This window comes from Streptomyces sp. NPDC048337, from assembly GCF_043201175.1.
Lineage (GTDB): Bacteria > Actinomycetota > Actinomycetes > Streptomycetales > Streptomycetaceae > Streptomyces.
Map to the genome: position 1 here is coordinate 1 of NZ_JBICYR010000050.1, position 19,643 is coordinate 19,643.

Genomic DNA, 19,643 nt, shown 5'->3' on the forward strand with positions numbered 1-19,643 from the left:
CCGGAAGCTAAGCCTTTCAGCGCCGATGGTACTGCAGGGGGGACCCTGTGGGAGAGTAGGACGCCGCCGAACAATCATTGCGGAAGCCCCGCACCAAACCCTTCGGGGTTCGGTGCGGGGCTTTTCTGCGTTCTGGGTGCACTGGCTGTATACGCCGCTGTAGACTCGCTGCATGTCCGATGCCATGATCCGTGTTCCGGCCGAGGTGAGAGACCGCCTCGCGGCCATCGCAGACTCCCGTGGGACCTCCATCCGAGCCCTGGTGCAGGAGTTCGCGGAGACCACCCTGACCGCCGAGGAACGGCGTGAGCGGGCAGAGCGTGCCCGTGAGTACATGGGCGAGCACTTCGGAGTCCTGGTGACGGATGAGGAGAGCGAGGCCATGCGGCGGAAGATCCGCGAGGCCTATGCCCGTCGGCAGGACGCTGCCGCGTGATCCAACACCAGTTCGTCCTGGACACCCCCTCGCTTTTGGCGCTGTCGAGGAATCGGCAGGTCTCCGCCCTGATCCATCAGGCTTTCCTCGACCCCGACACTCGATTGTGGGCGCCGGTCCTGTCCATCCTTGAGGCAGATCTGGAACACGCGGGGATCGCCGAGCACATCGGCCAACTCGACGTCATCCACACGGTCGACCTCGACTACCCGGCCATGCTGGCCGTGGCACAGCTGTGCCGTGATGGGGTACCTGCGGGGATCGCGGCAGCCGTGCACGCCGTGCGGCACCTGCCCGATTGGGATGCGGGCGCGTTTGTCGCGACGGTTGAGCCCAAGGCGTACGAGGGGCGCGGCGTGGCTGTGTTCGACCTCAACCGTTGAGCTCGCCGGGTACCTGACCGAGCTGGGGCACCTACCTCGGGGGTGAGGTCGGACATCGTGCCCTCCTGGTGGGTACCCCGGCAGCGTATGTATCCGGTCGGACGACGCTCTACAGGCGGCCCGCTGCCTTGAGGGCCAGGTAGGCGTCGGCCAGGGCGGGGGCCAATGTGTCCGGGGTGGCGTCGACGACGTGGACGCCGTGGCGGGTGAGTTCGGTGGCCGTGCGGGTGCGCTGGGCTTGGGACTGGGTGCCGGCCGCGGCTTCGTAGACGGCGTCCACACTGCCGCGGGCCTTCGTCATTTCGGCTACGTGCGGGTCGGCCACCGAGGCCAGGAGAACCGTGTGGCGCTGCGTGAGACGCGGGAGCAGGGGGAGTAGACCCTCTTCGATCGGGGCCGCGTCCAGGCTCGTCAGGAGGACCACCAGGGACCGGCGCGGGGCATTTCGGAGGATGGTGGAGACCAGGGTGCGGGAGTCCGTCTCGACCAGTTCCGGTTCGAGGGTGGCCATCGCGTTCACGAAGGACGGGAGGACATCGGCCGCCGCGCGGCCCTGGACCTGCGCGCGGGGGCGGCGGTCGTGGGCCAGGAGGTCCACGCGGTCGCCGGCCCGGGTGGCCAGGGCGGCCAGCAGCAGGGCGGCGTCCATGGCGGAGTCCAGGCGGGGGGCGTCGCCGACGCGGCCCGCCGAGGTGCGGCCGGTGTCCAGGCAGATCAGGATGTGCCGGTCGCGTTCCGGGCGCCAGGTGCGGACGGCCACCTTGTGCTGGCGGGCCGTGGCACGCCAGTCGATGGAGCGGGTGTCGTCGCCGGGGACGTAGTCGCGGAGGCTGTCGAACTCGGTGCCTTCGCCGCGGGTGAGGACGCTGGTGCGGCCGTCCAGTTCGCGCAGGCGCGCGAGGCGGGAGGGCAGGTGCTTGCGGCTGGTGAACGGGGGCAGGACCCGGACCGTCCACGGGATCGGGTGGGAGCCCTGGCGTGCCCACAGGCCCAGGGGGCCCGACGAGCGGATCGTGACGCGGTCGGCCTGGCGGTCGCCGCGGCGGGTCGGCAGGAGGCGGGTGGTCAGCCGGCGGCGTTCACCCGCGGGGATCACCACCGAGTGGCGGGAGGCGGCCTGCTCCGTGCCCGGGAGCCAGCTGCTCGGGGGCCAGGCGTCCCGGACGCGGGCCCGTAGTGTGCGGACGCTCGGGTTGGTGATCGTGAGGTGGACGTCCGCGGACTCGCCCAGGCGTACGGAGGTGTCGCCGGAACGGGTCAGCTTCAGGCTGCGGACGGGCGCCGCGAGGGCGTAGTCGACCGCGCAGGCCAGGGCGAGCGGGCCGTTGACCGCGAGCATCCCCGTCCAGCTCGGTTCGAGGATGCCGACGGGGAGGCTGCCGAGGGCCGCCAGCAGGGCGGCGCGTCCGGTGAGGGCCATCAGCGCGGAACGGGGACGTGGGAGAGGATCGCCGAGATGACCGAGTCCGCGGTGACGCCTTCCATTTCGGCTTCGGGGCGCAGCTGGACGCGGTGGCGGAGGGTCGGCAGGGCGAGCGCCTTGACGTCGTCGGGGGTGACGTAGTCGCGGCCGGTGAGCCAGGCCCAGGCGCGGGAGGTGGCCAGCAGGGCGGTCGCGCCGCGGGGGGAGACGCCGAGGGTGAGTGACGGCGATTCGCGGGTGGCGCGGCAGATGTCGACGACGTAGCCGGCGATCTCGGGGGAGACGGTCACCTTGGCGACGGCCTCGCGGGCGGCTTCGAGTTCCTTCGGTCCGGCGACCGGGCGGACGCCGGCGGCCTGCAGGTCGCGGGGGTTGAAGCCGGCGGCGTGCCGGGTCAGGACGCCGATCTCGTCCTCGCGGGAGGGCAGCGGGACGGTGAGCTTGAGGAGGAAGCGGTCCAGCTGGGCTTCCGGGAGGGGGTACGTGCCCTCGTACTCGACCGGGTTCATGGTGGCGGCGACGAGGAAGGGCTCCGGGAGCTTGCGGGGGGTGCCGTCGACCGTGACCTGGCGTTCCTCCATCGCTTCGAGGAGGGAGGACTGGGTCTTGGGGGGCGTGCGGTTGATCTCGTCCGCGAGGAGGAGGTTGGTGAAGACCGGGCCGTTCTGGAAGGAGAACTCGGCGGTGCGGGCGTCGTAGACGAGGGAGCCGGTGACATCGCTCGGCATCAGGTCGGGGGTGAACTGGACGCGCTTGGTGTCGAGTTCGAGCGACGCGGCCAGGGCCCGTACGAGGAGGGTCTTGGCTACGCCGGGGACGCCTTCGAGGAGGACGTGGCCGCGGCACAGGAGTGCGACGACGAGGCCGGTGACAGCGGAGTCCTGACCGACCACGGCCTTGCCGATCTCGGTGCGGAGCGCTTCGAGGGAAGCGCGGGCGCTGTCAGCGCTTGAGGCCGGGGCCGGGGCCGTGGACTCGGTGGCCGGGTACGTCATGACGTACGGACCTCTCTTTCGAGGGCGTCGAGGTGGTCGGAGAGCGCGACGAGTGCCGCGTCGTCGGAGGGGGTGGGGCCGAAGAGGAGGGTGGTGACGTCCGGGGTCCTCGCCGGCCCGCCCGTGAGGTGGGCGGAGACGGCGGGGACCAGGGACGGGGGCTCGTGGGCCTGCGTGTGCGGTACACCGACCAGTGCGGCGAGGCGTTCGCGGGCGGCGGCGCGCAGCACGGTGGCGGCGCGGTCGCGGGCCCCCGCCTTGCGGTAGAGGCGGGCGCGGCCCTCGGTGGCCTCGGAGGCGCGGATGACGACCGGCAGCTTCTCGGTGACGAGGGGGCCGAGGCGGCGGGCGCGCCAGAGTGCGGCGAGCGCGGCGGCGACGAACAGCTGGAGCAGGGCCCAGGACCAGCCGGACGGGACGAGGTCGAAGAGGCCCTTGTCCTGGCCGTCCGACGGGTCGTCGGCCGGGTCGGAGTCCGCGAGGGACGGCATGTACCAGACGAGGTTCGGGCGGGAGCCGAGGAGTTGGAGGGCCAGGGAGGCGTTGCCCTCGTGGGCGAGGTTCTCGTTGAGGAGGATCTCGCCGGAGCCGAGGACGACCGTGTCGCCGGTGGTTCCCTTCGGGAGGACGAGGAGGGTGGGGTGGCCTTCGCTGGGGTAGCAGGCGGTGGCCCGGGGGAGGGTGGTGGTGTAGCGCATGCCGCCTCCGGTGCCGGTGCCAGCGCGGCCGGCGGTGGTGGCGGCGGGCAGGGTGCAGGCGGGGGCGAGGTCGTCGGTGTCGGACTCGCCCTTGGTGCGGACGCCGGGGACCAGGTCGGGGAGGCTGTGGCCGCCGGGGGCGAGGAGGACGGTGCGGCCGCCGGAGAGGTCCATGGCGGAGTGGATGGTGTTCCGCTGGGCCGTGCCGAGCCGGTCCGGGGCGGTGACCAGGAGGGTGGTGCGGGGGCCGGCGGCGTCGGCGGCCTCGCGGGCGGTGGTGACGACGCGGGTGGTGACGCCGTGGTCCTTGAGGAGCTCGGCCACGGCGCGGCTGCCGGAGGGGTCGGCGGAGCGGGGGTCGAGGAGGCCGTGGCGGGTGCCGGAGTTGAGGGCGGCGAGGGTGATGCCGCCCGCGGTGAGCACGGCCAGGACGGCGAGGAGCCGGCGGGCCCTACGCTTCCGCTGCGCTTGGCTGGGGCCGGAGGTCGGGGGTTCACCGGGGGCGGTTCCGGACGGGCCGGGGGTGCCGGTGCCGCTGCCGTTGCCGGGGCCCGCCGGGGCGGTGGTGCCGGTGTCGGGGCCTGTCGGGGCGGGAGCGTCCGTGCCGGGGCCCGCCGTGTTGGGGGCGCCGGTGTCGGGGCCTGTCGGGGCGGGAGTGTTCGGGCCGGTGGTCGTTCGGGCGGTGGTGGTCGTGTCGGTGGGCGCCGGGGCGGGACCCTGGTTGTGGGAATCCTGCGCGGCGGTCATGCGGTGGGTCCCGTCAGGAGCGGCTTCGTGCGGTCCAGGGTGAGGTCGAGGGTGCGCAGGCGGGCGTAGGTGTCGGCGTCGGCGGTGCGGCCGCCGTAGGTGACGTCGTCGAAGGTGCGGGCGGCGGCGCGCAGGTCGGCGGCGTGGGTGGGGAGGGAGCGGGCGGCTTCGGCGGCCGCCTCGTCGGCGGTGCGGCCGGGGCGGGGGTCCAGGAGGGTGCGTTCCTCCAGGGAGCGGACGACGGCGCGCATGCGTTCCTGGACGGCTTCGGTCCAGCGGCCGGCTGCGGCGTGGGATTCGGCCGCCGCGCGGTGGTCGGCGGAGCTGCGGATTCCGTCGTCGAAGAGGCCGCTTGACGATGCCGCGACGCGGGTGGGGTTGCCCAGGCGCCACCACAGGGCCGCTGCCGCCAGGATGACCAGGGCGAGGATGACCACCAGGCCCAGCGTGCCTCCGGGGGTCGCCCCGGAGGCCGCGTCGAAGAGGTCGTCGATCCAGTTCAGGAACTTGCGCAGGGCGCGGTCCAGCAGGCCCGGGTCGTTCTCGTGGTACATCGGCTTGGACAGTTCGCGCTCGGCCGCGTCCTGGGCAGGGTCGCGCGGTGTGGTCACCGGTGGTGTGTCCGCGCGGGTGATGAGGCCCCCCGTACTCATCATCGGTGTGTCAGCCTCCGGTCGTCCCGTAGTTCTCGACGCCGGCGGCCCGGGCGAGCTCCAGGTCGAGGCCCTCGCGCCGGATGCGCTGGTCGACGTAGAGGAGGACGGTGACGCCGGACTGGATCGGCATGGTGATCGTCTGGGCGATGATCGCGCCGATGCCGGAGAAGATGAGCGCTCCCCAGGCGGTGGAGGCGGTGCCGTTCTCGATTCCGGTGAGTCCGCCGCCGAAGGCGACCATGCCGACGATCGTCAGCGGCCACACGATGATCGCCGAGACGATGCCGGTGATGATGCTGGTGAGGGCCGTGATGCCGAAGATGCGCCACCACGTGCCCTTGACCAGCTTCGAGGAGCGGGTCAGGGACTTGAAGACCGTGCTCTTCTCCAGCATCAGTGCGGGGGAGGCCAGGATGAACTTGATCGCCAGCCAGACGATGAGGGGGATCGAGGCCACGGCGCCCAGGATGATCAGGCCCGGGGACGTGCCGAGGATGCCGGGGAGGAGGAGCACGACGAACAGGAGGATGCCGCCTATGCCCAGCAGGAGCGTGAGCCCGAGCAGGCGCAGGAGCTGGGGGCGGGCCTCGCGCCAGGCGGTGGCGACCGTGGACGGGGTACCGAGCACGGCCCGGCTGTAGATCATCGTGAGCATCGCGGTGGCCACGAGGCTGCCGAGGGCCGTGATGAAAAGGGTGGCGCCCAGGAGCGTCAGGGTGGTGCCGAGGTTGTTGAGCGATGTCTCGGCGTCCGCGCCGGTGTCCGAGGTGAGGGCGAGGTCCGCCATCGCGTACTTCTGTGCGAGCAGGCTGACCACCTGGACTGCGGTGGCCACGACCAGGGTGATCGGCAGGACCGAGCGCCAGTGGGTGCGCATGGTGGCGACCGCGCCGTCGAGGATCTCGCCGAGGCCCAGGGGGCGCAGGGGGATCACGCCGGGCTTGGCGGCCGGGGGCTTCCACTGGCCCCACTGGCCCGGGCCGGCCGGGTAGCCGTACTGGCCGCCGTACGGGGTGCCCGGCTGCTGACCCCAGCCCTGGCCGCCGGGCTGCGGCGGGGGCGGCGTCTGCGGTGCGGGGCTCTGCCACTGGCCGGGCGGCGGCTGCTGGGCGGACCACCTCGGGTCGGCGGCGGGCTGAGCGGGCTGTGCGGGCTGATCGGCGGGTGCCCCCGGTCGCTCACCGTCGGACGGAGAGGATCCGGGCGTGGCCCAGCCCGGAGAGTCGTTCATCGTCGCTCCTTCACGTGCACTGCTGCGGCGGGGGCGCTGGTCGCTGCCATCGTGTCATGAGGGATCACCCGGCGGACCGGCCGTACCCCCCCGGATCTCCGGCAGCCCGTGGGTTCAATTGTCACCCGGATCCGGGGCAGACTGGTCGGCCTGATCTCCACGCAGGTCCGAGGGGCGATTTCCAGCCCTTTTGGCTGTGGGACAGCTCACCGCCAGGTAACGATTAGCTAATGGGATGATGTCAACCATGAAGGGACGCGTCCTCGTCGTCGACGACGACACCGCGCTGGCCGAGATGCTCGGCATTGTGCTGCGTGGAGAAGGTTTTGAGCCGTCGTTCGTAGCGGACGGTGACAAGGCACTCGCTGCCTTCCGGGAGGCGAAGCCGGACCTGGTGCTGCTCGACCTCATGCTTCCCGGTCGGGACGGCATAGAGGTCTGCAGGCTGATCCGGGCCGAATCCGGCGTGCCGATCGTCATGCTCACCGCCAAGAGCGACACCGTCGACGTCGTCGTGGGCCTGGAATCCGGGGCCGACGACTACATCGTCAAACCGTTCAAGCCGAAGGAGCTGGTGGCCCGCATCCGGGCCCGCCTGCGCCGGTCGGAGGAGCCCGCCCCCGAGCAGCTGGCCATCGGTGACCTGGTCATCGACGTGGCCGGGCACTCGGTCAAGCGGGACGGTGCCTCCATCGCCCTGACCCCGCTCGAGTTCGACCTGCTGGTCGCGCTCGCCCGCAAGCCCTGGCAGGTCTTCACCCGCGAGGTGCTGCTGGAGCAGGTGTGGGGCTACCGGCACGCGGCGGACACCCGCCTGGTCAACGTGCACGTACAGCGTCTGCGCTCCAAGGTCGAGAAGGATCCGGAGCGCCCCGAGATCGTGGTGACGGTGCGCGGTGTCGGCTACAAGGCCGGACCCAGCTGACGTGCAGTCCGGCAAGGGCCGGGGAGGTCCCCGCTGGGGGGCCCTGCGGGCCGGCCGGCTGCTGCGGGACAGGGGGCCCGGCGGCGCCGTGCTGCGGCTGTGCGTACGCCTCGTACGCCGGCCGCTGCTCCCGGCTGTCCGGCTGTGGCGGCGCAACATCCAGCTCCGGGTGGTCGCCGCCACCCTCCTGATGTCACTCGCCGTGGTCCTCGCGCTCGGCTTCGTGGTCGTCGCACAGGTCAGCAAGGGCCTGCTCGACGCCAAGGAGGAGGCGGCGCAGAGCCAGGCCGCGGGAGGGTTCGCGGTCGCACAGGAGAAGGCCAACGCCCCCGCCACCGTGGACGGGCCAGACGCCACCGACAACAAGGTCGGCCGGGACGCCAGCACCTGGATGAACTCCCTCGTCAAGCAGCTCGCCAGTGGCGGCCAGACCGCCTTCGAGGTCGTCGCGCTCGGCGCCGGCACCGGGGAGCAGGACCTGCCCGGCACCCAGGGCGTCAAGGGTGCCCGCGCCTCCGGCAACGTCGACCCGACCGCCAGCGTCCCGGTCTCGCTGCGCCGGGCCGTCGACCACGCCACCGGCGCCTTCAAGACCTTCTCCGAGATCCGCTACACCTCCGGGGCCGGGGAGAAGGCGCCCGAGCCCGCGCTGGTCGTGGGCAAGCGGCTCACGGACATCAACGGGGACCCGTACGACCTGTACTACCTCTTCCCGCTGACGCAGGAGGAGGAGTCCCTCAACCTGGTCAAGGGCACCTTCGCCACCGCCGGCCTGTTCGTCGTCGTGCTGCTCGGCGCCATCGCCTGGCTCGTCGTACGGCAGGTCGTGACCCCCGTCCGGATGGCCGCCGGGATCGCCGAGCGGCTCTCGGCCGGGCGGCTCCAGGAGCGGATGAAGGTCACCGGCGAGGACGACATCGCCCGCCTGGGCGAGGCCTTCAACAAGATGGCGCAGAACCTCCAGCTCAAGATCCAGCAGCTGGAGGACCTGTCGCGGATGCAGCGCCGGTTCGTCTCCGACGTCTCGCACGAGCTGCGCACCCCGCTGACGACCGTACGGATGGCCGCCGACGTCATCCACGACGCGCGGGTCGACTTCGACCCCATCACCGCGCGCTCCGCCGAACTGCTCGCCGGGCAGCTGGACCGCTTCGAGTCGCTGCTCGCCGACCTGCTGGAGATCAGCCGCTTCGACGCCGGGGCCGCGGCCCTGGAGGCGGAGCCCATCGACCTGCGCGACGTCGTACGCCGCGTCATCGACGGGGCCGAGCCGCTCGCCGAGCACAAGGGCACCCGGATCCGGGTCCTGGGCGACACCCAGCCGGTCATCGCCGAGGCCGACGCCCGGCGCGTGGAGCGGGTGCTGCGCAACCTCGTCGTCAACGCCGTGGAGCACGGCGAGGGCCGCGACGTGGTGGTCCGGCTCGCGTCCGCGGGCGGGGCCGTCGCCGTGGCCGTACGGGACTACGGCGTCGGGCTCAAGCCAGGCGAGGCCACCCGCGTCTTCAACCGCTTCTGGCGGGCCGACCCGGCGCGGGCGCGCACCACCGGCGGGACGGGCCTGGGCCTGTCCATCGCCGTCGAGGACGCCCGGCTGCACGGCGGTTGGCTCCAGGCCTGGGGCGAGCCGGGCGGCGGCTCGCAGTTCCGCCTCACCCTGCCGCGCACCGCCGACGAGCCGCTGCGCGGATCCCCGATCCCGCTGGAGCCCGAGGATTCCCGGGCCAACCGGGCCAGGGCCGCGGCCGAAGCCGCGGGCCGGGCGGCCCCGAAGCCGCCGGCGGACGGCGGCGACCGCTCGCCGATACCGCCCCGGTCGGCCGTCGCCACGGCGCTTCCCGTACCTGCCGACCCGACGGCCCTGCCGGGCAACGGGGCCAGGGTCGTGCCCCGGCCGGCCGAACAGGCACCACAGGAGGACCGAACCGATGCCGACGCCGAGGGCCGTGCCGATGCCGATGCCGACGGACGCTGAGCCCGGGAGCGGGCGGCCCCGGGGCCGAGGGCCGCGCACCCTGCGGGCGTACGCGCTCGGCGCTGCCGGGCTGCTGCTGGCCGGCTGCGCCTCCATGCCCTCGCGCGGGGAGATCCGCCCGGTCCAGGGCTCGCAGGGCGTCGACTCCCAGGTCCGGGTCTTCGGCGTGCCCCCGGCCGACAGGGCCGGCGCGGCCGAGATCGTCAAGGGCTTCCTGGAGGCGATGACCAGCGACGACCCGCAGCTGGAGACCGCCCGCAAGTACCTCACCGAGGAAGCCGCGAAGACCTGGAAGCCCGGCTCCGCAGTCACCGTCCTGTCGGCCGGCCTGGACCGGTCCCCGATCCGCGGCGAGAAGGACCCCGACGGGCCCCGCTGGAAGGTGACCGGCAAGAAGCTCGCGACCGTGGACGAGCGCAGCGCCTACCAGCCGGAGACCGGCGGCGGATCGTACGAGGAGTTCCTCCAGCTGGTCCAGGAGAACAAGCAGTGGCGGATCTCGACCCCGCCCAAGAGCCTCGTGCTCAGCGAGTCCGACTTCCAGCGCATCTACATGCCGACCAACAAGTACTACTTCGCGGGCGGCACGCTCGTCGCCGATCCCGTGTACGTGCGCCAGCGCACCGACCCCGACTCGCGGATGGACCCGACCACGCAGACGGTGCAGTCGCTGCTCGCCGGGCCGTCCCGGTGGCTCGGGCCGGTCGTCGAGACCAGCTTCCCCACCGGGACGGAACTGCGCCCGGGCACCAAGTCCCTTTCGTACGACGGCCAGAACACGCTGCGCGTGCCGCTCAACGACAAGGCCGACAACGTCGCGCAGCCGCAGTGCCAGAAGATGGCCACCCAACTCCTGTACACGGTGCAGGAGCTGACGGCCTCCCGGCTCAACCGGGTCGAACTGCTGCGCTCCGACGGCAAGTCGTCCTCGCTGTGCTCGGTGACCGACGTGACCGCGGCCGCGATCGCGAACCGGCCGCGCGTGCCCGAGTACCAGTACTTCGTCGACGACACGGACCGGCTGGTCCGGATGAAGCTCGACATCGCCAGTGATGACCAGCCGAAGGCCGAGCCGGTGCCGGGGCCGCTGAACGCGGCCCCCGGTTTCAAGGCCCTTTCGGCGGCCGTGTCCTACGACGAGCGGCGGGCGGCGGTGGTCTCCGAGGACGGGCACGGGCTGTACGTGGTGCCGCTGTCCGGGGCCGGGGCCATGCCGCAGCCCGTGCTGACCGGCAAGGGGAACAAGCCGAACACGCTGACCGCGCCCAGCTGGGACGCGGCGGGCGACCTGTGGGTCGCGGACCAGGACCCGCAGCACCTGGGGCTGTGGCGGGTGCCGGGCGGGACGGGGACCCCCGAGAAGGTGCAGGTGGCCGGGCTCGACGGCGGGCGGATCACCTCGCTGAAGGCCTCCGCGGACGGGGTGCGGATCGCGCTGCTCGTGCAGAAGGACGGCGCCCGCAAGAACCTGTTCGTCGGGCGGATCGAACGGCCCGACGGCAAGGGTGACGTCTCGGCGGTGTCGGTGCGCGAGCTGCGCCCGGCGGCCCCGCAGATGGCGGACGTCACGGCGATGAGCTGGGCGCCGCACGGCCGGCTGTTGGTGGTGGGCCGGGAGAGCGGCGGGGTCGTGCAGGCCCGCTACATGCTGGCGGACGGTTCGATGGTCGCGGCGAGCCTGCCCGGGGCGACCGGGCTGAGCGCGGTGGCGGTGGCGGCCTCGGAGGACGAGTCGAAGCCGAAGCCGGTGGTGGGCTGGTCGGAGGAGGACGGCATCGTGTGGCTGCCGCCGGGGGCGCAGTGGCGCACGGTCGCGGCGGGCGGCCGGGCCCCGGTGTACCCGGGCTGACCTGCGGTTTCGGCCCGTCGTCCACAGGGGTGGCGGGTCGGGGCGCCGCCCGGCAGAGTGGATCTGTGCGGGGGTGGCGGCAGGAGCTGACCGGGTTGGTCCTGCCGGTCGACTGCGCCGGCTGCGGGGCCGCCAGGGTGGTGCTGTGCGCGGGCTGCCGGGAGGCGTTGGGCGGGGCCGGGGCGGTGCGCGCGCGGCCGTCTCCGCGGCCCGCCGGGCTGCCCGCGGTGCATGCGGCCGCCGCCTACGAGGGCGTCGTACGGGCCGTCCTGCTGGCCCACAAGGAGCGCGGCGCGCTTCCGCTCGCGGGGGCGCTGGGTGCTGCCCTGGCGGTGGCGGTACGGGCCGCCGGGAGCGGGTCGGGGGACCGGGAGGTGGCCCTGGTGCCCGTCCCGTCGGCGCGGCGGCAGGTCCGGGCGCGGGGGCACGATCCGGCGCGCAGGATCGCGCTGGCCACCGCGGGGCGCCTGCGGCGGGCCGGTGTGCCCGCGCGCGTGGCCCCCGTACTGCGGCTGCGGCGGGCGGTGGCGGACCAGGCGGGGCTGGGTGCGGGGCAGCGCCGGGAGAACCTCGCCGGGGCGCTGGGGGTGTGCCGGGGCGGGGCGCGGCTGACGGACGGGGCGGTGATCGTACTCGTGGACGACTTGATCACCACCGGTGCGACGCTCGCGGAGGCGGCCCGGGCGGTGCGCGCCGCCGGGCTGGGGCAGGGAGCGCTGCGGGCGGCGGTCGTGGCCGCAACTCGGACAGAGCAAAAATCTTGTGAATAGATTTGGAACTGCCGGGGAAGGCCCATCGTTGCAGGTAGTAAGAGGGAATAGCCACCTGAACGGAAGTGCGTTCCGGTAGCGGGTGCCGACAACCGCCATAGAGGGATATGTTCGGTTGTGAGGACTGGCGAGCCTTGGGCCCCACGCATCGCTGTCTCTCGACTCCGAAGTCGGTGGGGTGTTGATCTTGCCGATGGGGGAGGAGGAGGTGAAAGTCGCCAAGTCCGAGGCTCCGGCCTTCGCCGGAGTCTGGTGCGAAAGGGAGACGCTTCGCCCCACGAGGCGGAGCTATCCGGGAACGGAGTTCTGCGTGGACATCGTCGTCAAGGGCCGCAAGACCGAGGTGCCCGACCGGTTCCGCAAGCACGTGGCCGAGAAGCTGAATCCGGAGCGGATCCAGAAGCTCGACGCCAAGGTGATCAGCTTGGACGTCGAGGTGTCCAAGGAACACAACCCGCGCCAGGCCGACCGTTCCGACCGCGTGGAGATCACCCTGCGTTCGCGGGGCCCGGTGATCCGTGCCGAGGCCGCCGCCGCCGACCCGTATGCGGCGCTGGACCTGGCTCAGGACAAGCTGGAGGCCCGGCTGCGCAAGCAGCACGACAAGCGTTACACCCGGCGTGGCACCGGCCGGCTCTCGGCGGCCGAGGTCGCCGATGTGGTGCCGAATGCCGCAACGCTCGACAGCAATGGTCAGCCGTACCAGGAGGAGAAGGCCAACGGGGTTCCGATCACCCGGATCGGCTCGCTGGAAGTGCAGGGCGAAGGCCCGCTCATCGTCCGCGAGAAGACCCACTCGGCCGCACCCATGTCGCTCGACCAGGCTCTGTACGAGATGGAACTGGTCGGCCACGACTTCTATCTTTTCGTCGACTCCGAGACCAAGTTGCCCAGCGTCGTCTACCGCCGTCACGCCTACGACTACGGCGTCATCCACGTGAACCCCGACGGGGCCTCCAGCACGGAGGAGCCGCGGGGCGGCGCCGGCGGAGCGCTCGGCGGCTGAGTACGTACGTCAATCGTCTGCCCCTGCTGGACGCCACTGAGGCGTCCCGCGGGGGCAGCTGCATGACGCGTATGCGCCAGGTGGCCACCTTTGGGCCCCCGCGCCGTGGTCCGGGCATGGAATCATGGCGGGCAGTCAACCGGCGGCGGCGCCGGTCCGGTTGGCCCGGCAGCTCAGCACATGCAGGGGGAGGAACGATGGCGGACAGCTTCGGGCCGGTGCGCGGTGACGGCGGTGCGGGCTGCCGTGAGGCGGGCGCGGCGGAGGATTCCGCGGGCGCGCCGGCCGGGGAGCCGATCCGGGTACTGGTGGTCGACGACCACGCGCTCTTCCGGCGCGGGCTGGAGATCGTCCTCGCGCAGGAGGAGGACATCCAGGTCGTCGGCGAGGCGGGTGACGGTGCGGAGGCCGTGGACAAGGCGGCGGATCTGCTGCCGGACATCGTGCTGATGGACGTACGGATGCCCCGGCGCGGGGGCATCGAGGCGTGCACCTCGATCAAGGAGGTGGCCCCCTCCGCGAAGATCATCATGCTGACGATCAGCGACGAGGAGGCGGACCTCTACGACGCGATCAAGGCGGGGGCGACCGGGTACCTGCTGAAGGAGATCTCGACGGACGAGGTGGCCACGGCGATCCGGGCGGTGGCGGACGGGCAGTCGCAGATCAGCCCGTCGATGGCGTCGAAGCTGCTGACCGAGTTCAAGTCGATGATCCAGCGGACGGACGAGCGGCGGCTGGTGCCGGCGCCGCGGCTGACGGACCGGGAGCTGGAGGTCCTGAAGCTGGTGGCCACGGGGATGAACAACCGGGACATCGCGAAGGAGTTGTTCATCTCCGAGAACACGGTGAAGAACCACGTCCGGAACATCCTGGAGAAGCTGCAGCTGCACTCCCGGATGGAGGCCGTGGTCTACGCGATGCGGGAGAAGATCCTGGAGATCCGCTAGTCGCCTCCGGCCGTGGGCGGGTGGGGGCGCCGCGCCGTCGCCGGGGGCTCTGCCCCGGACCCCGCGCCGCTACACCCCCAGTGCCTTCAGCTCCGCCGTCACGGCTGCCGCCTCCGCAGGAGACGTGGCCCGCTCGACGCGGACCGAGTCGCAGCCGACCCACTCCGCCGCCTCCCGCAGGGCCTGGGCCATGGCGCCGGCCGCCTTCGGGGAGGCCAGGGAGAGCTGGCGGGCCACCAGGGTGGTGCCCTCGCGGGCCGGGTCGACGCGACCCTGGAGCAGGCCGCCCGCCAGCAGCGGCATCGCGAAGTAGCCGTGGATCCGCTTCGGCTTGGGAACGTAGGCCTCCAGGCGGTGCGTGAAGCCGAAGATCCGCTCCGTGCGCGGGCGCTCCCAGATCAGCGAGTCGAAGGGGGACAGCAGCGTCGTGCGGTGGCGGCCCCGGGGCGGGGTCGCGAGCGCCGCCGGGTCCGCCCAGGCCGGCTTGGACCAGCCCTCGACCTCGACCGGGACCAGCCCGGAGTCCGCGATCACGGCGTCGAACTGGTCGCCCCTGAGGCGGTGGTAGTCGGCGATGTCGGTGCGGGTGCCGACGCCCAGGGACTGCCCGGCCAGCGCGACGAGGCGGCGCTGGCACTCGCGGTCGTCGAGGTCGTCGTGGAGCAGCGCGTCGGGCACGGCCCGCTCGGCCAGGTCGTAGACCCGCTTCCAGCTGCGGCGCTCGCTGCACACCACCTCACCGGTGTCGAGCAGCCACTCCACCGCGATCTTGGTCTCGGACCAGTCCCACCATTCGCCGCCGTTCTTGGCGCCGCCCAGCTCGGTGGAGGTCAGCGGGCCGTCGGTCTTGAGCCGGTCCAGGACCGCCCGCGTCGAGCCCTCCTTGTCCTTGAGCTGGTGCCAGCCGTGGCCGCGCGCCCGGCGGGCGCGGCGCCGGAAGGCGAAATGCGGCCATTCCTCGATGGGCAGGATGCAGGCCGCGTGCGACCAGTACTCGAAGGCGTGCCGGTCGGACCAGTACGCCTTCTCCACCGTGTCGCGGCCCACCGCGCCCAGGCGCGCGTACGGGATCAGCTCGTGCGAGCGGGCCAGGACCGAGATGGTGTCCAGCTGTACGGCGCCCAGGTGGCGCAGGACCCCCCGGACCCCGCCGCGGCGGTCGGGCGCCCCGAGGAAGCCCTGCGCGCGCAGGGCGATCCGGCGGGCCTCATCGGCGGACAACGAGATCACGGTCATGCTCCGGAGCCTAGGGGGTGGCACTGACAGCGGGCAGGTAGGGCAGCCGGGAGGGCAGGCCCAGGTCGCCGGGGAGCAGGGCGCCCACCCAGCAGTCGCGCAGGGTGTCGCGGTGTTCCATGCCCGCTCGCTGGACGCCCTCGACGACGAAGCCGGCCTTCTCGGCGACGGCGCGGGAGGCGGTGTTGCCGACCCCGGCCCGCCAGATCAGGCGTACGCAGCCGGCTCCGGTGAAGGCCCAGTGGGCCACGGCCCGCAGGGCCTCGGTCATGTAGCCGCGGCCGCGGTGCTCGGCGACGGACCAGTAGCCGATCTCGTGGGCGTGCGTGCCGCGCGGGACCACGGCGAGGGCGGCGACCAGGGGCCCGTCCGCCCCGAGCCGGGCCGCGAAGTTGAACTCGGTGCCCTCGCGCCAGCCGCGCGGGACGGTCTCCGTGACGAAGGCCGCCGCCTCCGCCGGCCCGTACGGGAGGGGTACGGGGATCCACCGCTGGATCTCGGGGTCCTGGCAGGCGGCGTGGACCTCGGCCGTGTCCTCGGGGGTGTGAGGACGCAGTACGAGGCGTTCGGTGTTCAGGGTGATCGACTCCATGACCGGCGATTGTGCCCAGGCGCTACGCGGAGGGCGACGGCAGGTGGGGCAGTCGGGAGGGCAGGCCCAGGTCGGAGGGGAGCAGCCCGCCGATCCAGCAGTCGCGGGCGGTGCCGTTGCGGAGCAGGCCGGCCCGCAGGAGGCCCTCGTGGCGGAAGCCGACCTTCTCGGCGACGGTGCGGGAGGGGTCGTTGCCGGCTTCGGCGCGCCATTCCAGGCGCGGGGCGCCCAGCTCGGTGAAGACCCAGCGGGCCACGGCTTCGACGGCCTCCGGCACGTAGCCCTTCCCGCGGTGCTCGCGGGCGGACCAGTAGCCGATCTCGTAGGCGGTGCCGCCGAAGGAGTGCACGTGGACGCCGACGGAGGCGACCAGCGGGCCGCCGGCCGCCGGCCGGACGGCGAAGGGGTAGGCCGTGTCCTCGCGCCAGCCGTTCGGGGCGAATTCGTTCACGAACCAGTGTGCGTCCGCGCGCTCGTACGGGGACGGGACCATCGTCCAGCGCTGGATGTCGGGGTCCTGGCAGGCGGCGTGGACCTCGTCCTCGTCGGCGGGTCCGAAAGGCCGCAATTCCAACCGGGTGGTGCGCAGCGTGGTGGCTTCCATGAACGAATTCTGGTGGCGGGCCGACACCCCGGGCGAGCGGTTTTGGGGAAAAGCGGCACCTATCCGGTCCCCCGTACGTTCTCAATACGGGCACCCGCGCCCTCGCGGCTACGGCGGACCTCCCGACGCGACCACGTCCTCGCTTACGATGGCCGTTGCGGTGGGGCCCACCTGCCGTGCCCGTGTACGAACACAGTGCCCAGGCCCGACCGGCAAGGAGACAAACCTCGGTGTCCGTCTTCAACAAGCTCATGCGTGCAGGCGAAGGCAAGATCCTGCGCAAACTGCACCGCATCGCGGACCAGGTCAACTCCATCGAAGAGGACTTCGTCAACCTCTCCGACGCCGAGTTGCGGGCGCTCACGGACGAGTACAAGCAGCGTTACCAGGACGGCGAGAGCCTGGACGACCTGCTGCCGGAGGCCTTCGCGACCGTTCGCGAGGCCGCCAAGCGCGTCCTCGGCCAGCGGCACTACGACGTCCAGATCATGGGTGGCGCGGCGCTGCACCTCGGCTACGTGGCCGAGATGAAGACCGGTGAGGGCAAGACCCTCGTCGGCACGCTGCCGGCGTACCTGAACGCGCTGTCCGGCAAGGGCGTCCACCTGATCACGGTGAACGACTACCTGGCCGAGCGCGACTCCGAGCTGATGGGCCGGGTGCACAAGTTCCTCGGCCTGGAGGTCGGCTGCATCCTGGCGAACATGTCGCCGGCGCAGCGCCGCGAGCAGTACGGCTGCGACATCACCTACGGCACGAACAACGAGTTCGGCTTCGACTACCTGCGCGACAACATGGCGTGGTCGAAGGACGAGCTGGTGCAGCGCGGCCACAACTTCGCCGTGGTCGACGAGGTCGACTCGATCCTGGTCGACGAGGCCCGTACCCCGCTGATCATCTCCGGCCCGGCCGACCAGGCCACGAAGTGGTACGGCGACTTCGCGAAGCTGGTGACCCGCCTGACCAAGGGCGAGGCCGGCCAGCCGCTGAAGGGCATCGAGGAGACCGGCGACTACGAGGTCGACGAGAAGAAGCGGACCGTCGGCATCCACGAGGCCGGTGTCGCCAAGGTCGAGGACTGGCTCGGCATCGAGAACCTCTACGAGTCGGTGAACACCCCGCTCGTCGGCTACCTGAACAACGCCATCAAGGCGAAGGAACTGTTCAAGAAGGACAAGGACTACGTCGTCCTCGACGGCGAAGTCATGATCGTCGACGAGCACACCGGCCGTATCCTCGCCGGCCGCCGCTACAACGAGGGCATGCACCAGGCGATCGAGGCGAAGGAAGGGGTGGACATCAAGGACGAGAACCAGACCCTCGCCACGATCACCCTGCAGAACTTCTTCCGCCTCTACTCGAAGCTGTCGGGCATGACCGGTACGGCCATGACCGAGGCCGCCGAGTTCCACCAGATCTACAAGCTCGGTGTCGTCCCGATCCCGACCAACCGCGACATGGTCCGCAAGGACCAGCCGGACCTGATCTACCGGACCGAGGTCGCGAAGTTCGCCGCCGTCGTCGACGACATCGCGGAGAAGCACGAGAAGGGCCAGCCGATCCTCGTCGGTACGACGTCGGTCGAGAAGTCCGAGTACCTCTCCCAGCAGCTCTCCAAGCGCGGCATCCCGCACGAGGTCCTCAACGCCAAGCAGCACGACCGTGAGGCCACGATCGTCGCCCAGGCCGGTCGCCGGGGCGCCGTCACCGTCGCCACGAACATGGCCGGCCGCGGTACCGACATCAAGCTCGGCGGCAACCCGGACGACCTCGCCGAGGCCGAGCTGCGCCAGCAGGGCCTGGACCCGGAGGAGCACATCGAGGAGTGGGCGCACGCCCTTCCCGCGGCGCTGACCCGGGCCGAGGCGGCCGTGAAGGCCGAGTTCGAGGAGGTCAAGGAGCTCGGCGGGCTGTATGTGCTGGGCACCGAGCGGCACGAGTCGCGCCGTATCGACAACCAGCTGCGCGGTCGCTCCGGCCGACAGGGCGACCCGGGCGAGTCCCGCTTCTACCTGTCGCTCGGCGACGACCTGATGCGCCTGTTCAAGGCGCAGATGGTCGAGCGGGTCATGGCGATGGCCAACGTGCCGGACGACGTGCCGATCGAGAACAAGATGGTGACGCGCGCGATCGCGTCGGCCCAGTCGCAGGTCGAGACCCAGAACTTCGAGACGCGCAAGAACGTCCTGAAGTACGACGAGGTCCTCAACAGCCAGCGCGAGGTCATCTACGGCGAGCGCCGCCGCGTCCTGGAGGGCGAGGACCTGCACGAGCAGGTCCGCTTCATGATGGACGACACGATCGACGCGTACATCAGCGCCGAGACGGTCGAGGGCTTCGCCGAGGAGTGGGACCTGGAGCGCCTGTGGGGCGCCTTCAAGCAGCTCTACCCGGTGAAGGTCACCATCGACGAGCTGGAGGAGGCCGCGGGGGACCGGGCGGGCATCACCGCCGAGTTCATCGCGGAGTCCGTCAAGGACGACATCCACGAGCAGTACGCGGCGCGCGAGAAGGCGCTCGGCTCGGACATCATGCGTGAGCTGGAGCGGCGCGTGGTGCTGTCGGTGCTGGACCGCAAGTGGCGTGAGCACCTGTACGAGATGGACTACCTGCAGGAGGGCATCGGCCTGCGGGCGATGGCCCAGAAGGACCCGCTGGTCGAGTACCAGCGCGAGGGCTTCGACATGTTCAACGCCATGCAGGAGGGCATCAAGGAGGAGTCCGTCGGCTACCTGTTCAACCTGGAGGTCCAGGTCGAGCAGCAGGTCGAGGAGGTTCCGGTGCAGGACGCGGCGCCGTCGCTGACGAAGGAGCCGGTGGGTGCGGGCCGTCCGGAGATCCGGGCGAAGGGCCTGGACGCTCCGGAGCGGCCGGACCGGCTGCACTTCTCCGCTCCCACGGTGGACGGGGAGGGCGGGGTCGTCGAGGGCGACTTCGAGTCCGACGCGGCCGGTGGTGACGGGGACGGCATGACGCGGGCGGAGCGGCGCAAGGCCGCCAAGGCCTCTGGCGGGCGCCGCCGCAAGAAGTGACCCCTGCGGGGGCGAGCACAGCCGGGCGGGGGCGGGCCCCCGGGGGGGGGGGGGGCCCCCCCCCCCGGGGGGGGGGGGGGTGGGGGGGGGGGCCCCGCCCCGCCCCCCCCGCCGCCCCCCCGGCGGGCCGGGCCC

17 protein-coding genes are annotated in these 19,643 nt (G+C 72.1%); 9 read left to right on the forward strand and 8 right to left on the reverse strand.

Features of this window, described 5'->3' with window-relative positions; translation table 11 throughout:
- The first annotated feature begins 172 nt into the window (after positions 1–172).
- Positions 173–436: a hypothetical protein gene (locus tag ACGFYU_RS37305; protein WP_393831749.1), complete on the forward strand. Its 264-nt coding sequence runs from the start codon at positions 173–175 to the stop codon at positions 434–436.
- On the forward strand, positions 433–819 hold the full coding sequence (locus ACGFYU_RS37310) for a hypothetical protein (protein ID WP_393831750.1): 387 nt from the start codon (positions 433–435) through the stop codon (positions 817–819). Before ACGFYU_RS37305 ends, ACGFYU_RS37310 begins: the two co-directional genes overlap by 4 nt.
- A gap of 109 nt (positions 820–928) precedes the next feature.
- Here ACGFYU_RS37310 and ACGFYU_RS37315 read toward each other — a convergent pair whose 3' ends face one another.
- The 5 genes from ACGFYU_RS37315 to ACGFYU_RS37335 are packed head-to-tail and all read right to left on the reverse strand — an operon-like array spanning position 929 to position 6,569.
- Positions 929–2,239, reverse strand: a complete 1,311-nt coding sequence (locus ACGFYU_RS37315; RefSeq protein WP_393831751.1) for a DUF58 domain-containing protein — start codon at positions 2,237–2,239, stop codon at positions 929–931.
- Positions 2,239–3,237 carry an AAA family ATPase gene (locus ACGFYU_RS37320; protein ID WP_393831752.1) on the reverse strand — a complete coding sequence of 333 codons (999 nt, stop codon included), beginning with the start codon at positions 3,235–3,237 and terminating at the stop codon, positions 2,239–2,241. The genes ACGFYU_RS37315 and ACGFYU_RS37320 overlap by 1 nt, the downstream gene beginning before the upstream one ends.
- Positions 3,234–4,682 carry a DUF4350 domain-containing protein gene (locus ACGFYU_RS37325; RefSeq protein ID WP_393831753.1) on the reverse strand — a complete coding sequence of 483 codons (1,449 nt, stop codon included), beginning with the start codon at positions 4,680–4,682 and terminating at the stop codon, positions 3,234–3,236. The genes ACGFYU_RS37320 and ACGFYU_RS37325 overlap by 4 nt, the downstream gene beginning before the upstream one ends.
- Positions 4,679–5,338 carry a DUF4129 domain-containing protein gene (locus ACGFYU_RS37330; RefSeq protein WP_393831754.1) on the reverse strand — a complete coding sequence of 220 codons (660 nt, stop codon included), beginning with the start codon at positions 5,336–5,338 and terminating at the stop codon, positions 4,679–4,681. The genes ACGFYU_RS37325 and ACGFYU_RS37330 overlap by 4 nt, the downstream gene beginning before the upstream one ends.
- A 7-nt stretch (positions 5,339–5,345) precedes the next feature.
- On the reverse strand, positions 5,346–6,569 hold the full coding sequence (locus ACGFYU_RS37335) for a glycerophosphoryl diester phosphodiesterase membrane domain-containing protein (RefSeq protein WP_393831755.1): 1,224 nt from the start codon (positions 6,567–6,569) through the stop codon (positions 5,346–5,348).
- A gap of 235 nt (positions 6,570–6,804) precedes the next feature.
- Between ACGFYU_RS37335 and mtrA the strand changes: the two genes are divergently transcribed.
- The 6 genes from mtrA to ACGFYU_RS37365 all read left to right on the forward strand — a co-directional run bounded on the left by mtrA (position 6,805) and on the right by ACGFYU_RS37365 (position 14,044).
- Positions 6,805–7,494 carry a two-component system response regulator MtrA gene (gene mtrA / locus ACGFYU_RS37340; protein ID WP_189747360.1) on the forward strand — a complete coding sequence of 230 codons (690 nt, stop codon included), beginning with the start codon at positions 6,805–6,807 and terminating at the stop codon, positions 7,492–7,494.
- 1 nt (position 7,495) lies between these two features.
- Positions 7,496–9,469 carry an MtrAB system histidine kinase MtrB gene (mtrB, locus tag ACGFYU_RS37345; protein ID WP_393831756.1) on the forward strand — a complete coding sequence of 658 codons (1,974 nt, stop codon included), beginning with the start codon at positions 7,496–7,498 and terminating at the stop codon, positions 9,467–9,469.
- Entirely contained in the window at positions 9,423–11,318 is a 1,896-nt protein-coding gene (locus ACGFYU_RS37350) for an LpqB family beta-propeller domain-containing protein (protein ID WP_393831757.1), read from the forward strand. Before mtrB ends, ACGFYU_RS37350 begins: the two co-directional genes overlap by 47 nt.
- Positions 11,319–11,383: 65 nt before the next feature.
- Entirely contained in the window at positions 11,384–12,088 is a 705-nt protein-coding gene (locus tag ACGFYU_RS37355) for a ComF family protein (RefSeq protein WP_393831758.1), read from the forward strand.
- Positions 12,089–12,398: 310 nt separating this feature from the next.
- Positions 12,399–13,094, forward strand: a complete 696-nt coding sequence (hpf, locus tag ACGFYU_RS37360; RefSeq protein WP_393831759.1) for a ribosome hibernation-promoting factor, HPF/YfiA family — start codon at positions 12,399–12,401, stop codon at positions 13,092–13,094.
- A gap of 197 nt (positions 13,095–13,291) precedes the next feature.
- Positions 13,292–14,044 carry a response regulator gene (locus ACGFYU_RS37365; protein WP_393831760.1) on the forward strand — a complete coding sequence of 251 codons (753 nt, stop codon included), beginning with the start codon at positions 13,292–13,294 and terminating at the stop codon, positions 14,042–14,044.
- A gap of 69 nt (positions 14,045–14,113) precedes the next feature.
- Here the strand turns inward: ACGFYU_RS37365 and ACGFYU_RS37370 are convergent, their stop codons facing one another.
- Genes ACGFYU_RS37370 through ACGFYU_RS37380 form a run of 3 tightly spaced genes read right to left on the reverse strand, consistent with a single transcriptional unit; the run spans position 14,114 to position 16,476 of the window.
- Entirely contained in the window at positions 14,114–15,280 is a 1,167-nt protein-coding gene (locus ACGFYU_RS37370; RefSeq protein WP_393831761.1) for a winged helix-turn-helix domain-containing protein, read from the reverse strand.
- A 10-nt stretch (positions 15,281–15,290) separates the two neighbouring features.
- Positions 15,291–15,872, reverse strand: coding sequence for a GNAT family N-acetyltransferase (locus ACGFYU_RS37375; RefSeq protein ID WP_393831762.1), 582 nt, complete (start codon positions 15,870–15,872; stop codon positions 15,291–15,293).
- 22 nt (positions 15,873–15,894) lie between these two features.
- A complete protein-coding gene (locus tag ACGFYU_RS37380) occupies positions 15,895–16,476 on the reverse strand; it encodes a GNAT family N-acetyltransferase (RefSeq protein WP_393831763.1) in 582 nt (193 codons plus the stop codon).
- A gap of 230 nt (positions 16,477–16,706) precedes the next feature.
- On the opposite strand from ACGFYU_RS37380, the gene secA reads away from it, so the two are divergent.
- Positions 16,707–19,508, forward strand: a complete 2,802-nt coding sequence (gene secA, locus ACGFYU_RS37385; protein ID WP_393831764.1) for a preprotein translocase subunit SecA — start codon at positions 16,707–16,709, stop codon at positions 19,506–19,508.
- Positions 19,509–19,643 lie beyond the last annotated feature (135 nt).

Bases quoted from the DNA above. Each gene is read 5' to 3' on its own strand.
- ACGFYU_RS37305 (WP_393831749.1), top strand. From the start codon at position 173: ATGTCCGATGCCATGATCCGTGTTCCGGCCGAGGTGAGAGACCGCCTC.
- ACGFYU_RS37315 (WP_393831751.1), bottom strand. From the start codon at position 2,239: ATGGCCCTCACCGGACGCGCCGCCCTGCTGGCGGCCCTCGGCAGCCTC.
- ACGFYU_RS37320 (WP_393831752.1), bottom strand. From the start codon at position 3,237: ATGACGTACCCGGCCACCGAGTCCACGGCCCCGGCCCCGGCCTCAAGC.
- ACGFYU_RS37325 (WP_393831753.1), bottom strand. From the start codon at position 4,682: ATGACCGCCGCGCAGGATTCCCACAACCAGGGTCCCGCCCCGGCGCCC.
- ACGFYU_RS37330 (WP_393831754.1), bottom strand. From the start codon at position 5,338: ATGATGAGTACGGGGGGCCTCATCACCCGCGCGGACACACCACCGGTG.
- ACGFYU_RS37335 (WP_393831755.1), bottom strand. From the start codon at position 6,569: ATGAACGACTCTCCGGGCTGGGCCACGCCCGGATCCTCTCCGTCCGAC.
- mtrA (WP_189747360.1), top strand. From the start codon at position 6,805: ATGATGTCAACCATGAAGGGACGCGTCCTCGTCGTCGACGACGACACC.
- ACGFYU_RS37350 (WP_393831757.1), top strand. From the start codon at position 9,423: ATGCCGACGCCGAGGGCCGTGCCGATGCCGATGCCGACGGACGCTGAG.
- ACGFYU_RS37365 (WP_393831760.1), top strand. From the start codon at position 13,292: ATGGCGGACAGCTTCGGGCCGGTGCGCGGTGACGGCGGTGCGGGCTGC.
- ACGFYU_RS37370 (WP_393831761.1), bottom strand. From the start codon at position 15,280: ATGACCGTGATCTCGTTGTCCGCCGATGAGGCCCGCCGGATCGCCCTG.
- ACGFYU_RS37375 (WP_393831762.1), bottom strand. From the start codon at position 15,872: ATGGAGTCGATCACCCTGAACACCGAACGCCTCGTACTGCGTCCTCAC.
- ACGFYU_RS37380 (WP_393831763.1), bottom strand. From the start codon at position 16,476: ATGGAAGCCACCACGCTGCGCACCACCCGGTTGGAATTGCGGCCTTTC.